15 protein-coding genes are annotated in these 13,444 nt (G+C 73.3%); 4 read left to right on the top strand and 11 right to left on the bottom strand.

Translation table 11 applies throughout. From position 1 onward, the window contains the following. Positions 1-6 precede the first annotated feature (6 nt). Together MUE36_08230 and MUE36_08235 are read left to right on the top strand one after the other, a co-directional pair. Positions 7-279 carry a hypothetical protein gene (locus tag MUE36_08230; GenBank protein MCU0310915.1) on the top strand — a complete coding sequence of 91 codons (273 nt, stop codon included), beginning with the start codon at positions 7-9 and terminating at the stop codon, positions 277-279. A gap of 61 nt (positions 280-340) precedes the next feature. Beyond that, a complete protein-coding gene (locus MUE36_08235) occupies positions 341-1,243 on the top strand; it encodes a hypothetical protein (GenBank protein ID MCU0310916.1) in 903 nt (300 codons plus the stop codon). Positions 1,244-1,275: 32 nt separating this feature from the next. Here MUE36_08235 and glpK read toward each other — a convergent pair whose 3' ends face one another. Next, on the bottom strand, positions 1,276-2,784 hold the full coding sequence (glpK, locus tag MUE36_08240; protein MCU0310917.1) for a glycerol kinase GlpK: 1,509 nt from the start codon (positions 2,782-2,784) through the stop codon (positions 1,276-1,278). Positions 2,785-2,852: 68 nt separating this feature from the next. On the opposite strand from glpK, the gene MUE36_08245 reads away from it, so the two are divergent. Further along, a complete protein-coding gene (locus MUE36_08245; GenBank protein ID MCU0310918.1) occupies positions 2,853-4,490 on the top strand; it encodes a glycerol-3-phosphate dehydrogenase/oxidase in 1,638 nt (545 codons plus the stop codon). A 7-nt stretch (positions 4,491-4,497) separates the two neighbouring features. Here MUE36_08245 and MUE36_08250 read toward each other — a convergent pair whose 3' ends face one another. From MUE36_08250 to MUE36_08270, 5 genes are all read right to left on the bottom strand, one after another. Further along, a complete protein-coding gene (locus MUE36_08250; protein ID MCU0310919.1) occupies positions 4,498-5,835 on the bottom strand; it encodes a cytochrome P450 in 1,338 nt (445 codons plus the stop codon). Beyond that, positions 5,832-6,884 (bottom strand): NAD-dependent epimerase/dehydratase family protein, encoded by a 1,053-nt coding sequence (locus tag MUE36_08255; protein ID MCU0310920.1) that lies wholly within the window; start codon positions 6,882-6,884, stop codon positions 5,832-5,834. Before MUE36_08255 ends, MUE36_08250 begins: the two co-directional genes overlap by 4 nt. Positions 6,885-6,952: 68 nt before the next feature. After that, positions 6,953-7,441 (bottom strand): nitroreductase family deazaflavin-dependent oxidoreductase, encoded by a 489-nt coding sequence (locus MUE36_08260; GenBank protein MCU0310921.1) that lies wholly within the window; start codon positions 7,439-7,441, stop codon positions 6,953-6,955. Positions 7,442-7,688: 247 nt separating this feature from the next. After that, positions 7,689-7,862, bottom strand: coding sequence for a hypothetical protein (locus MUE36_08265; GenBank protein MCU0310922.1), 174 nt, complete (start codon positions 7,860-7,862; stop codon positions 7,689-7,691). After that, positions 7,859-8,074 carry a hypothetical protein gene (locus tag MUE36_08270; protein MCU0310923.1) on the bottom strand — a complete coding sequence of 72 codons (216 nt, stop codon included), beginning with the start codon at positions 8,072-8,074 and terminating at the stop codon, positions 7,859-7,861. Before MUE36_08270 ends, MUE36_08265 begins: the two co-directional genes overlap by 4 nt. A 166-nt stretch (positions 8,075-8,240) precedes the next feature. Here MUE36_08270 and MUE36_08275 point away from each other — a divergent pair, with 166 nt between their 5' ends. After that, positions 8,241-8,792 carry a hypothetical protein gene (locus MUE36_08275; protein ID MCU0310924.1) on the top strand — a complete coding sequence of 184 codons (552 nt, stop codon included), beginning with the start codon at positions 8,241-8,243 and terminating at the stop codon, positions 8,790-8,792. A 3-nt stretch (positions 8,793-8,795) separates the two neighbouring features. Here MUE36_08275 and MUE36_08280 read toward each other — a convergent pair whose 3' ends face one another. The 5 genes from MUE36_08280 to MUE36_08300 all read right to left on the bottom strand — a co-directional run bounded on the left by MUE36_08280 (position 8,796) and on the right by MUE36_08300 (position 13,363). Beyond that, a complete protein-coding gene (locus MUE36_08280) occupies positions 8,796-9,095 on the bottom strand; it encodes a hypothetical protein (protein ID MCU0310925.1) in 300 nt (99 codons plus the stop codon). 4 nt (positions 9,096-9,099) lie between these two features. Beyond that, the gene (locus MUE36_08285) at positions 9,100-9,492 is read right to left on the bottom strand and encodes a hypothetical protein (protein ID MCU0310926.1); all 393 of its coding nucleotides are present in this window, start codon (positions 9,490-9,492) and stop codon (positions 9,100-9,102) included. Continuing rightward, entirely contained in the window at positions 9,489-9,650 is a 162-nt protein-coding gene (locus tag MUE36_08290; GenBank protein MCU0310927.1) for a hypothetical protein, read from the bottom strand. The genes MUE36_08285 and MUE36_08290 overlap by 4 nt, the downstream gene beginning before the upstream one ends. Next, positions 9,647-10,774 (bottom strand): hypothetical protein, encoded by a 1,128-nt coding sequence (locus tag MUE36_08295; protein ID MCU0310928.1) that lies wholly within the window; start codon positions 10,772-10,774, stop codon positions 9,647-9,649. The genes MUE36_08290 and MUE36_08295 overlap by 4 nt, the downstream gene beginning before the upstream one ends. Before the next feature lie 114 nt (positions 10,775-10,888). Then, positions 10,889-13,363 (bottom strand): SpoIIE family protein phosphatase, encoded by a 2,475-nt coding sequence (locus MUE36_08300; protein MCU0310929.1) that lies wholly within the window; start codon positions 13,361-13,363, stop codon positions 10,889-10,891. Positions 13,364-13,444 lie beyond the last annotated feature (81 nt).

A 13,444-nucleotide genomic window follows, 5' to 3' on the forward strand; every position in this document is an offset into this window, starting at 1 on the left:
ACGATCATGGATGTCTGGACCGGATGGATGCTGTTGGAGCTCGCCGCGTTCCTGCTGAAGGTCTGGGCACTGGTCAGCGTCCTGCGCTTCCCGGCGTGGGCGTGGTCGCAAGCGGGGAGGTCACGAGGGCTCTGGCTGGTGTTGATCCTGCTGTCCTTCTTCCTGCCGTTCATCGGGCTGGTCATCGCGTTGACCTTCCTCCTCTTCCCCTGGCCGGCGGTGCGGCGCATGCGGGCCCTCGGCGCCCCGGTGGGCTTCCCCGGCCAGGGCAGGATCTGAACCCTCGCCCGACGCTCCACCCAGGGTGACCGACGAGGAGTCGGTCGGTACCGTGGCCGGGGTGACAGACGATGCGAACGGTCGGCGGTCGTTCCCCCACCTCGAAGGGCGAGACCTCAAGGGTCGGGTCGTGGCGCTCCCCGACGCGTTCGACGGCGATCGCAACGTCGTGATCGTGGCGTTCCGCCGTGAGCACCAGACGCTCGTCGACTCGTGGGTCCCGTGGCTGGAGGCCCGGGCCGCCGCGGACCCTGGTCTGCGCTTCTACGAGGTCCCCACCATCGGCACGAAGTGGTCGCCCGCCCGGCGCGTGATCGACGGCGGCATGGCCGGCGCGATCCGCGATCCGGTGGTGCTGCGCCGCACCATCACGGTGTACACCGACGTGCGCCGGGTGACCGACGGGCTGGGCATCGAGTCCACCGGCACCGTCGGGTTGTTCCTGGTCGACGCCACCGGCGCGGTGCGCTGGCGGGGTCGGGGGGCCTTCGACGCCGCCACGGCCGTTCGCCTGGGCACGGCCCTCGATCGGACGGCGGGGCGGGACGGCGACGCCCCGGGACCGGAACGCGTCCGGCAGTTCGACTTCGCCTTCGATCGCCGCACCCGCCCGCTGCTGGCGGCGCTCGGGGTGGTGCCGTCGACCGCGCACGTCACCCTCGACGGTGATCGCCTGGTGGCCCGGTTCGGGCCGTGGTCGTGCGAGACGACGGCCGACAACGTCGTTGACGTCGAGCTGACCGGGCCCTACCGGGCCCATCGCGCCATCGGCGCCCGGGCATCGCTGGTCGACCGTGGCCTGACCTTCGGCACCACCACCGCCGGCGGGGTGTGCCTGTGCTTCCGCGAACCGGTCCGGGGCCTCGACCCGTTCGGCGCCGTCGCCCACCCCGGTCTCACCGTGACGGTGGCCGACCGGGAGGGCTTCGCGGCCGCGGTGCGTGCCGCCGCCGGTCTGACCTGAGCCCGAGCCCTGCGCGACCGGCCGGCGTCGTCCTAGTCGTCCTGGTCGACCCAGTCGAAGGTGCGGGTGACGGCCTTCTTCCACCGGGCGAGCTCGCGCTCGCGGGTGGCCTCGTCCATCTGCGGGAGCCAGCGCTGCCCCTCCACCCACTTCGTCCGCAGCGCGTCGGTGTCGGGCCAGAACCCGACGGCGAGACCGGCGGCGTAGGCCGCGCCGACGGCCGTCGTCTCGGCCAGCGTCGGCCTGACGACGGGGATGCCGAGGATGTCGGCCTGGAACTGCATCAGCAGATCGTTGGCGACCATGCCGCCGCCGACGCGCAGCTCCCGGAGGGTGACACCGGAGTCGGCCTGCATGGCGTCGACCATCTCGCGGCCCTGGAAGGCGGTCGCCTCGAGGGCGGCCCGGGCGATGTGCCCGCGCTCGACGAAGCGGGTGAGCCCGACGATCACCCCTCGGGCGTCGTCGCGCCAGTACGGGGCGAAGAGCCCGGAGAACGCCGGGACGAAGTAGCAGCCCCCGTTGTCGTCGACGGTGCGGGCCAGCGCCTCCACCTCGCTCGCCGAGTCGATGATGCGGAGGTTGTCGCGCAGCCACTGCACCAGGGCGCCGGCGATGGCGATCGACCCTTCGAGGGCGTACACGGGCGGTGCGTCGCCGAGTCGGTAGCCGACGGTGGTGATGAGGCCGTTCTCCGACCGCACCGGTGAGGTGCCGGTGTTGAGCAGCAGGAAGTTGCCGGTGCCGTAGGTGTTCTTGGCGTCGCCGACCGAGAAGCACGTCTGACCGAAGAGGCCCGCCTGCTGGTCGCCGAGGGCGCCGGCCACCGGCACTCCGGCCACCGCCTCGAGGCGGGCCTCGCCGTACACCTCGCTCGACGAGCGGATCTCCGGGAGCATCGACGCCGGGATCCCGAGGGCCGCCAGGTTGTCGGGGGCCCAGTCGAGGGTCTCGAGGTCCATCAGCAGCGTGCGGCTGGCGTTGGTGACGTCGGTGAGGTGGAGCCCGCCGTCGACGCCGCCGGTGAGGTTCCAGATGAGCCAGGTGTCGATCGTGCCGAACAGCAGGTCGCCAGCCTCGGCGCGGGCGCGGGCCCCGGGGACGTTGTCGAGGATCCAGGCGATCTTCGGGCCGGAGAAGTAGGTGGCCAGCGGGAGGCCGGTGGAGCTCCGGAACCGGTCGGGACCCCCGTCGGCGGCCAGGTCGCGGCAGAGCTGGTCGGTGCGGGTGTCCTGCCAGACGATGGCGTTGGCGACCGCCTCGCCGGTACGGCGGTCCCAGACGACGGTGGTCTCGCGCTGGTTGGTGACCCCGATGGCGACGAGGTCGGCGGCGGTGAGGCCGGCGGCGTCGAGGGCGTCGGTGACGACCGCTCGGGTGCGGGCCCAGATCTCGTCGGGCCGGTGCTCCACCCAGCCCGGCCGGGGGTAGATCTGCTCGTGCTCCTCCTGGGCCGTCCCCACCGGCTGCCCGGCGGCATCGAAGATCACGAAGCGGGTGCTGGTGGTGCCCTGGTCGATGGCGGCGACGTAGTGAGACATGGTGGTCCGCGGAGATTAGGCCGCCCTCGCCTCACGGGCCGGCGGGACCTCGTTGCTACCGTGGCCCGATGACGCTGCGGGCGACGAACATCGGCCGCCTGCGCGGCGGCACCTTCGACGTGTTCGTCGTGGGCGGGGGCATCAACGGTGCGGTGGTGGCCGCGTCGCTGGCCGGACGGGGTGCGAACGTCGCCCTCGTCGACCGGGGCGACTTCGCGTCGTTCACGAGCCAGGAGTCGTCGAACCTGGTGTGGGGCGGGTTCAAGTACCTCGAGAACTACGAGATCCCGTTGGTGCGCAAGCTCTGCCGGTCGCGCAACCGGCTGATGCGGGCCTACCCCGACAACGTCCAGGAGATCCCGTTCCTGGCGGCGCTCGACGAGTCGTCGCCGTACCCGCCGTGGCTGAGCGCCCTCGGCGCCACGGCGTACTGGGCGCTCGGGAACTTCCGCACCCGTGCGCCCCGCCTCCTCAGCGCCCGCCGGATCCGCGCTGCCGAACCGGTCATCGACACCACCTCGGTGCGCGGCGGCATCGAGTACCGGGACTGCCTCCTGAAGGACAACGACGCCCGCTTCGTGTTCTCGTTCGTCCGCTCGGCGATCGAGGCCGGGGCCACGGTCGCAAACTACGTCGAGCTGACCGCCGCCGAGCACGATCGAGACGGCTGGAGGCTGGGGTTGCGTGACCGCGAGACCGACGAGGTGCTCGAGTGCCGCGCCCGGATCGTCGTCAACGCCGCGGGGCCGTTCGTCGACGGCCTGAACGGCGACCTGGGGGTGCAGACCGAGCATCGCATCGTCTACTCGAAGGGCATCCACCTGGTGGTGCCCCGGCTGACCACCGGCGACGACGAGCGGGTGCTGGCGTTCTTCGACGACACCCAGCGGCTCTTCTACGTGATCCCCATGGGCCTGCGCTCGGTGATCGGCACGACCGACACCCGGATCGACACCCCGTACTCGGAGGTGGACGGCGAGGACCGCGCCTTCCTGTTGGCCCAGATCAACGCCCGCCTCGACCTCCCCGAGCCGCTCACCGTCGACGACGTGATCGCCGAGCGCTGCGGGGTCCGCCCGTTGGTGGTGACCGCCGACGGTGGCGACACGAGCGACGTCGACTGGACGTCGCTGAGCCGCAAGCACGAGATCGAGGTCGACCGGCGCCGCCGCGCCGTCACCGTGTTCGGCGGGAAGCTCACCGACTGCCTGAACGTCGGGGAGGAGGTGGCCGACGCCGTCGAGTCCCTGGGGCTGGTCCTGGAGCCCGACCTCGGCAACTGGTACGGCGAGCCGGCCGCGCAGACCCGCGCCGAGTTCCACCGCCAGGCTCGGCTCATGCGCCTCGACGACCGGCGGGACCGCCCGGGTGTCGAACCGCTGTCGGACCGGCTGTGGCGGCGCTACGGACGTCGGGCCTTCGCCATGTTGGAGGCCGTCCGCGCCGACCCGACCATGGCCGACGACGTGCTCGGGGGCACCGACTACCTGCGGGTGGAGCTCCACCTGGCGGCGTCGACGGAGATGGTCACCCGCCTCGAGGACTTCATGCGCCGCCGGTCGAAGATCGAACTGGTCGTGCCGGCCGAGGACTACCTCTTCGCGGACGGGCTCGACGAGGTCGCCGAGATCCTCTTCGGCGACGCCGCCTCGGCGAAGGTCGAGGAGTACCGCGCCTCGCACCCCGCGAGCGGGCGCACCGGCTGAGGCACCGTCACCGCCCGCTCGATGCCACCCGGCCGGCAGACGGACCGTCGGCGGCGTGCAGCTCCACGGGGAGGTGGCGGAAGCCGGTGTGCTTGTTCGACCGGGTCCGTTCGACAGGCCCGGTGGCGGTGACCGACACGACGCGGTCGAGGAGCGCGTCGAAGAGGAGCCGAAGCTCGAGGCGGGCGAGGTTGGCGCCGAGGCAGAAGTGGGATCCGAGCCCGAAGGCGAGGTGCGGGTTGGGGTCACGCCCGATGTCGAAGCGCATCGGGTCGGGGAACGCCCGCTCGTCGAAGTTGGCGGCCTGCCACCACAGCACCACCTTGTCGCCGGCCCGGATGGTGCGGCCGTGGCGCTCGACGTCGCGGGTGGCGGTGCGGCGGTTGTAGGTGGTCGACGACGCCCAGCGCAGCATCTCCTCGACGGCGCCCGGCAGCAGACCGCGGTCCTCGCGGAGGGCCTGCCACTGGTCGGGGTTGTCGATCAGCGCGAGCAGGCCGGCGGTGGCGGTGTTGCGGGTCGTCTCGGAACCCGCGGCGATCAACAGGCTGAAGAACATCTGCTGCTCGAGGTCGGTCAGCGGGCCGCCGGGGTCGGCCTCGCCGGGCAGTTCGGCGGTGGCGATGACCGACACCATGTCGTCGGCGGGGCACCGCCGCTTCTGCTCGAGGAGGTCGCGGCCGTAGGCGGTGACCGCCGCACCGGCGTCACGGCTGCGCGCCGACTGCTCGCCGGGGTCGCGGTCGTCGTAGTCGAGGGTGGTGTCGGCCCACTCCATGAACCTGTGCCGGTCCTCCTGGGGCACCCCGAGGAGGGCGGCGATGGCCTGGAGGGGGAACTCGGCGGCGACGTCGACGAGGAAGTCGCAGGTGCCGGCGGCGACGGCGGCGTCGAGGATCTGTTCGCTGCGCTGCCGCAGCTCGGCCTCCATGTCGCGGAGCCGACGCGGGCTGACCGCAGGCGTGACGAGTCGGCGGATGTGGTGGTGGCGGGGGTCGTCCTGCATGTTGAACAGGACGCCGGCGGCCAGCCCGAGCGGGAGGTCCTCGATGAGGGTCCCGCCGCCGTCGCGCCCCCCGCCGGTGCACGACGAGAACGTCGCCGCGTCACGGGCCGCCCAGGCGACGTCGGCGTGGCGGGTGAGACACCAGAACCCCTCGCCGTCGGGGGTGTGCCCGGTGGGCTCGTGCCAGTACAGCGGCGCCTCGTCGCGCAGCGTCGCGAACGCGGCGTGCGGGGGTCCGTCGGCGAAGAGCGACAGGTCGGTGAGGTCGAGGTCGCGCAACCGCTCGGGCGTCCTCGACGATCCGGTCGCAGCGGGGGACGGCTTCTCGCGCCCGCTCACGGTGCCGCCTTGCCGGCGTGTGCGGGGGTGATGGTCCCGGACGCGACCAGCCCCTGGATGGTGTCGCGGATGGTCTCGAACGGGTCGCGGAACGTGACGCCGAGCTCGTCGACGGTACGGGTGTCGTCGACGGGCACGGCGCGGGTCAGGTACACCATGGCGTCGCGGGTGAAGGTCGTGGCGCTGCGCACGACGCGGCTCAGCCGTTCGCTCAACCCGCCCATGGCGACCAACGCCGAGACCGGCACCGGTACCCGCCACATGGCTCGCCCGGTGGCCCGTTCCATGAGGGTCACCGCCTCACCGGTGGCGAGGAAGTGGCCGCCGCAGGTGTAGCGGCGGGGGCCGAGGCCGGGGCGCATCGCCGCGACGTGCACCGAGGCCACGTCGCGGACGTCGACGGTCGACCAGTACCCGACGTCGGTGACGACCCGGGAGCGCAGGAAGATCGGGAGGGCGCCGGCGGACTCCCCGGCGCGCTCGCCGGCCGGTGGGCCGAGCACCATCATCGGATACGTGCACACGACGGGGGCGCCGGCCTCCTGGAGCTCGCGGGCGAAGCGCTCGGCGGCCACCTTGGACGCCGCGTACGGTCCGAGGCCCTCGACGAGGGGGCTGTCGGGGCCCACCACCGGCTCGTCGGTGGGGTAGAGCACGCTGCCGCTCGACACGTGGACGATGGGGTCGAGGCCCATCTCGACGGCGGCGCCGAGCACGGTGCGGGCGCCGTGCTCGTTGGTGGCGGTCATGGCCTCGGCGCCGTCGGCCCCGGTGCCGACGACCGCGGCGGCGTGGAGCACGGCGTCGCAGCCGTGGAGGGCCCGGCGTACGGCGGGGGCGTCACCGACGTCGCCGAGCACCACGTCGTCGAGGGGCACGCCGAGCGCACCGGCGGTGCGCTCGAGGCGGCCGCGGTCGCGCACCAGGAAGCGCACGGGGTGGCCGGCGTCGACGAGGGCACGGGCGCTGTGGGCGCCGATGAACCCCGATCCACCGGTGACGAGCACGCGCCGAGACGCCACCCGACCCGTCGTCACGTCCTCCCCCACCACCGCATGGTCGCACCTTCCGGCCCCGGGGAACAGGGCGTTCGCGCCGATGGCAACGGACGGGTGGTTCAGGCGGGCGCGTCGGTGCCGGACGGGCGGGGCTCGAAGAGGACGACGGGGGCGTCGGCCAGTCGCGACCCGTCGTAGGCGTCGAGACCCTCGTCGAGGTCGGCCCACCACCGCCAGAGGCGGTCACGCTCCTCGCCCAGCGCGCGACGGGCGCGCACCGGGCACTCCGGTCGGCCCTTGAGGCGGATGACGGCGTCGGGGTGCGCCTCGAGGTTCAGCCACCACGCCGGTTGCCCCTCGTCCCAGCCGTTCATCGCCAGCACCACCGGGACCGAGTCGTCCTCCAGATAGCCGAGGATGACGCCCCGGGGTTGCCCGCTGCGACGGCCGGTGGTGGTGAGGTGCAGCGCCCCCCAGCCCCGCTTGCCACCGGGACGCCACAGCGCTCGGTCGCCGACGAGCCGGTAGGCGCCCCGGTGCGCCTTCCAGAAGAGGTGCTTGAACCACACCGGCGGCAACTTCGGTGGCCGGGTGCCTTGGTCGCCCATCCTGTCCCCTTCCCCACGCGTCGACACGATGGTCCGCCCCGGTGATCTCAGGGGGTAGAGCCCAACGACCGTTCGGCGGACCCGAGCGTCGGTGCGCTCGCTTCTGGCGGGCGTGTCGGCACGTCGTGGGAGAGCGGCAGGGGGCCGACACTCGATCGAGCCGGTGACGTCGCGGGGAACCGGGGGGGGTTGGAGGTGGAGCGGGGTGATCTCGGCCGGGCGCCCGTGGTGATGCACCCGAGCGGTGTCAGGGTGCGGTGCCGACGCCCTCGCTGGGCTCTGCGGCCACGGCCTGGACAGGAGGCTCGTCGGGGTCGGAGCCGGCCAGCCGGCCCAGGGCCAGCCCGCCGCTGATCACCGCCCCGTAGACGGTGATGGCGAAGATGACGGACCCGATCACGAAGATGGCGAGCTCGCTCATGAGTTCACCCCCGACCGCTCGACGGCGGGCTGTTCGAGGCTGCTCAGCACCAGCGTCCCGAGCGAGTGGATGGAGGGAACCCACAGACCGACGAAGATGCCGGCGGTCGTGTCGTCGGCGACGAAGTACAGGTAGACGGAGAAGAGGAAGGACAGGAAGCCGGCAACCAGGAAGGGCAACCTGCGGCGGAAGGACGGGGTGAGAGTTGGCACGGGTGCTCCAGGGTCATCGGTGTGGACCTCCGTCTGAACCTGATTTAGTGCTAATCAATTCCCGGCAGCCGTCGGTGACGCACCTGCCCGACCCCGGGGCGCCCCACGGATCGGGGCACGGCCCGGCCATAGGGTGGGCGCACGCCGCACCGTGGGGGGACCACCGATGATGCTCGACCCGAACCGGATCTGGGCCCTCCTCGAGGAGCGCCTGGCCGCCGAGTCCGATCCGGTGGTACGTCGCAACCTCGAGCTGGTCATCGCCCATGGCAGGGCGGAGGCGAGCCTCGATCTCGACGGCGTCCTGGCCACCCTGTGCCCGAGCCCCCGCTACGTCGCCCACTCCAGCCCCGACCTGGCCCTGGTCAACCCCACCTCGACCGAGGGTGTGCGGGCCTTCTACCAGGCGACGATCGTCGACACCGATGCCCACCGCATCGAGCACGACGTCGACCGGGTCATCGCCGACCGCTCCGGCGTCTACACCGAGGGCATGGTCAAGATCGCCTACCCGGGGCGGGTGCTGGCGGCCCGTGGGATCGCCGTCGACGACCCCGACGCCTACTACCTGTACCAGGCCCGCATGGCCATCGTGTGGCCCGCCGACCCCGAGACCGGTCTCCTCATCGGCGAGGAGAGCTGGGTGGAGGGTGACGGCTTCGCGGGCATCGCGGAGCGCAGGATCACCCTCGACGACGTCGTCCCGGTGCGGGCCTGACGATCACCGAGGCCGCAACGGCGACAGGGACTCCCGGCCGTCGACCGGCCCGAGCACCTCTCGCGCCTCGGCCAGAAGCGTCTCGACGTCGACCCGATGGGCGCGGGCATCGGTCTCGGGCGCCGGCGGGAGGGCCCCGGTCGCGCCGTCGGTCGGGCCGACCTCGACCAACGCGTCGAGGGTAAGCAGGCGCAGTCGGCCGAAGAGCTTCGCGTCCACCGCGATCGCGATCGAGAAGTCCGCGGCACCACGAGGCAGATGGGCGTCGGCCCGACGAGTCAGCCGCTCCCGCCGCCGGCGCACCGCGCTACTCCGTCGTGCGTCGTTCGAGGAGCGGGCCCATGGTGGCCAGGCGCTCGAACTCCTCGAAGCGGTCGTCGATCCCCCGCCCGGTGTCCCCGGCGGGTGTGACCTCGGGGCCGAGCCTTCGGCGGGTCGGATCGTGCTCGTCGTCCGCACCGCGCTGGTCGGTCTCGCTCGTCACGGCTCGACCACCACCATCGCCCGCACCTCGGTCGTCGTCCCGTGGCCCGGGGTGGGGGCGGTCCGCAGGTCCGGCGGCGCGTCCCCCCGCGGCATAGTGCTCGAGGGCGGCCGCGAGGCGCTGCGAGCCCGACACGATCTGGCGGTAGCGGCCGCGCCCCGCTCTGGTGCCCGCGACGTAGCCGACGCCGAGCGCGACGAGCACGCTCGCCTTCACGACGACTCGCGCCGGACCGATGCCGCCGCGCTCAGGGCGGTGGCGGCCACCGCCGCCCCGAAGATCCCGAGGATCGGCTTCCCGCCCTTGCGGGCGACCAGCACGGCGGGAGCCACCATGCGCAGCCAGGGGCTCTTCTTCTTGCGGAAGTTCATCATCGTCGCGCTCCGTTCGATCGACGGGTGGTGGGGCTCAGCGAGGAGAGGGCCTCGATGAGGTCGTGCTTGGTCATCGACGACCGGCCCTCCACGTCGGCGTCGGCGGCCAGCTGGAGGAGCTCGGCCTTCGTGTGGTCCTCCAGCTCGTCGCGCGGGATGACGGCCGCCGCGCTCGCGGAGGTGACGGCCGCCTCGGCGTCGGATCGGTCGTCCCATCGGAGGCGATCGGCGGTGCGGGTGGCCGCCTCGGCCATCTCCTCGGCAGCGCGGCGGGCCTCGGCGGCGAGCTCTCGGGCCTGGCCCACGGCGTCGTCGGCGATGGCGAGGGCCTGCTCGGCGCGATGCGTGCTCTCCTCGGCCTGCTCCCGGGTGGACGCCACCTCTCGGTCGAGCTGGTCGCCGAGCTTGCGCAGTGCCTCCGCGGCGGCCTGCTCGACCTCGGCGCGGACCCGTTCGGTCTGCTCCCGGGCTTCCTGTTCGGCGCGACGGATCCGCTCGGCTCCGGCTTCCTCGACGGCTTCGAGCCTCGACTGGATCATCGCCTCGGCATCGGCCTGGGCGCCGGTGCGTCGCTCCTCGGCCGCCTCGGCGGTGCGACGGGCCAGATCGGCCGTCCGTCGGGCCTCGTCGGCCCGCCGCATCGCCTCGTCCTCGGCCGACGACGCCAGCTCGGCAGCCCGTGCCGCCCGCTGGACCAGCTGCTCCACGGACCCCTCGCTCCGGAAGTGCCCGATCCCCGACGGCGTCACCTGGCGCACCGCCCGGCGTCCCCTCGTGGCGGCGGTCCCGAGGGCGTCGGTCGCCTCGTGCGCCACCTCCTCGACGGGGTGCAGCGCCTTCGACAGTGCCCACGCCGCGTTCCGGGGCAGATCCTTCACCCCGGTCACGGCCAGCTCTCCGAGGCTGTGCCGCCGGTGGCCGGCGCCGTTGCCGCCCGACTTCCGGGTGCCCGGACGACCGGAGCCCGACGAGGTCACGCTCTGGCCTGCTGAGGTGCTGCGGCCGGCCCCGTCACGCGTGCCGCGCCTCGAACGGTCCACTCCGTCGCCGGTGGTGCCACTCCCTCGACGTTCGACCTTCGTCTCGACGGTGGTGGTCTCGACCGTCCGCTTCTGCTTCGCCATGTGCACGACCTCCGGTACTCTCGACGCCGCCACCTACCCGCGAGCGGGGCCGATCATGCGAAGCGCGGCTGCACGACCGCCGCGCCTCGCTCGTGCCGATGCCGGCCCGTCGGGTCAGCGCAGGCAGCGCACCGCGACGACCGCGATGTCGTCGTCGGTTCGGTCGGCGGGGGCGACGTCGACGACGTGGAGCGCCTCGACCAGGTCGGTCATGGTGCCCTGGTCGAACGCCGCGATCCGGGCGGCCAGCTCGTCCATCGAGACGTCGATGGTCTGCGACCGGCGCTCGATGAGTCCGTCGGTGTAGAGCACCAGCACGTCGCCGGGGCCGAAGGTCGTGCACTCGGCGCCCGGCAGGGGCTGCGGCCCGAGTCCGAGCAGGGGGCGGCGCCCGCCGACGACGAGCTCCGAAGTGCCGTCGGTGCGCCGGATGACGGCGTAGAGGTGCCCGGCGTTCACCGAGTGGAGCTGGTGTGCATCGAGGTCGACCTCGGCGACGAGGGCGCTGGCGAGGACGCCGCGACGGGCCAGGACGAGGTCGGCGGGGTCGAACACGGTGTCGAGGGGGACGTCGGAGCGCAGCGCGTGGTGCAGGACCGAGGTCAGCTCGGCCATGGCGGCGACGGCCTCCGAGCCGTGGCCGGTGATGTCGCCGACCACGAGGTACGTGCGACCGGCATCCGAGGTGAGGACGTCGTAGAAGTCGCCGCCGAGCCCGACGACGCTCATGGCGGGCTGGTAGCTGACGGCGATCTCGAGTCCCTCGACGGTCGGCGTGGGTGGGAGCAGGTCGCGTTGGAGCTGGACGATGACGCGGTGGTCCTGGTCGGCTCGGGCGGCTCGGGCGAGGGACTGGGTCACCAGCTCGGCGAGGGTGCCGAGCACGGCGCGCTGCGTCGGGCTCGGAGCCCGGCCGGGGGCCCATGCCACCTCGAGCGCCGCCGGCGGCAGGCCGTCGCCCACCCGCAACTCGACGCGCACCACGTCGTCGCCTCGGCCGGTCACTCGGGGAGCGGGGTCGGACCTCGGGTCGCGCAGCTCGAGGTCGGCCCGGACCGCCTCGACCAGGGGCGGGACCTCGCGTCGGACGGTGATGGCGACCTCGTCGGGCGTCGTGGCCGAGGCCAACGCCTGGGCGAACGTGCTCAGGCCGACGGCCTGGGCCCTGGCCTCCTCGGTGACGATGGCACGCTCGAGGGCACCGCCGCCCAGCTCGGCGATGGTGGTGGCCGCCGCGATCCGTTCCCCGACCTCGTCGGGGGCCATGGGATCGGCCCACCCGAAGGCGATGGTCCCCGCCCGGGCCCGGCCTTCGAAGGCGAACGGCACGCAGACGAACGAGCGGAGGCCAGCGGCGGTGAGGGCGGCGGGGTCCGCCCAGTCGGCCACGTCGGCCACGACCGTCGGTTCGGCGTCCCGGTGCCGGCCACCGGCAACGTCACCCAGCCAACGGCGGGCGGCCCGGTCGCGGGCAGAGGGCTCGTCCGCGCTCCCCTCGGTGTCGACGACGACCGACGGCTCGTCCACGGGATGATGGACGAGGACCGCCCAGGTGGACCCCATGACGTCGGCCGCATGGCCGGCCAGCTCTGCCACGACGTCGGGCGGTTCGGCCAGCGCCGCGAGCCTCTGACCGAGGTCCGCTATGGCGCGGCTGCGTCGAGCACGGCGGGCGAGGCGGTCGCGCTGGCGACGGTCCCGGAGCGAGGCCCACGCCACGGCGAGGGCCAGCGCGGCCGTGCCCACACCGATGAGGAGCGGCATGAGCAGGCTCGTCCCACCGGCGCCGTGCGCCACGACCTCGAAGGTCCGACCGGCGACCTCGAACGTCCTGGACGCACCACCGGTCGGCGAGCCGGCCAGGTCCTCGCCGTTCAGCGTCAGGTGGAAACCGTCGAGCTCCGTGGTGTCGACACCCGCGTCGGCCACGAACTCGGCGATCGCGAGCCCGCTGGTGACGAAGCCGATCGGGGTGCCGTCAGGGGTGCGGACCGCTTGGACGACGGACACGCCCGGGAGGCCTCCCCCCGCCGTCGCGGTGCGATCGGACAGCACCGGCGTGGGCGAGCCTGCCGCCGATTCGGCGGCGCGCCGCCGAATCGGGTCGCCGGCGAGGTCGAACCCCATGACCGCCTGGGTGCCTTCGTTGCGGGGATAGGCGTCGACCACCACGTAGGAGAGGTCCCGCGGTGTCGCCGGCACGAAGCCCCCGACACCGTCGGTGTCGCGGATCTCCAGTCCGGTCACTGCGGTGAAGCGGGCGCGGTCGCCTTCGGGCACGACCTGGGCGTAGGCCAACGCCGGATAGCGCGAGTTCTCCACGACCCCGCGGGCGAAGGCTGCGAACTCGTCGCTGTCGACCGTGGCGTCGACGGCGAGCGAGTCGACGCCCCGGAGGGAGCCCACCACTTCCTCGAAGGCCGTGCTGAGCCGGATGGCGGCCAGCTCGGCGGCCCGTTCGTCGGCTTGGCGAGCGCCGTCCCGCGCGTCGCCGAAGGCGAGGAGCGTCGCCACGATCCCGAGCGCGACGAGACCGTAGAGCCCGATCGTGCTCGCCGATCGACGGCGAGTGCCCCGACCCCGTGCCACGGGCACGACGCTAGCCACCGCGGCGCGTCGCGCCGGTGGGAGCGGCGGCCGACCGCGGAGCGCGTGGCACCGGCTCCCCAC

The sequence above is a fragment of the Acidimicrobiales bacterium genome, assembly GCA_025455885.1.
Classification (GTDB): Bacteria; Actinomycetota; Acidimicrobiia; order Acidimicrobiales; family Acidimicrobilacustridaceae; genus Rhabdothermincola_A.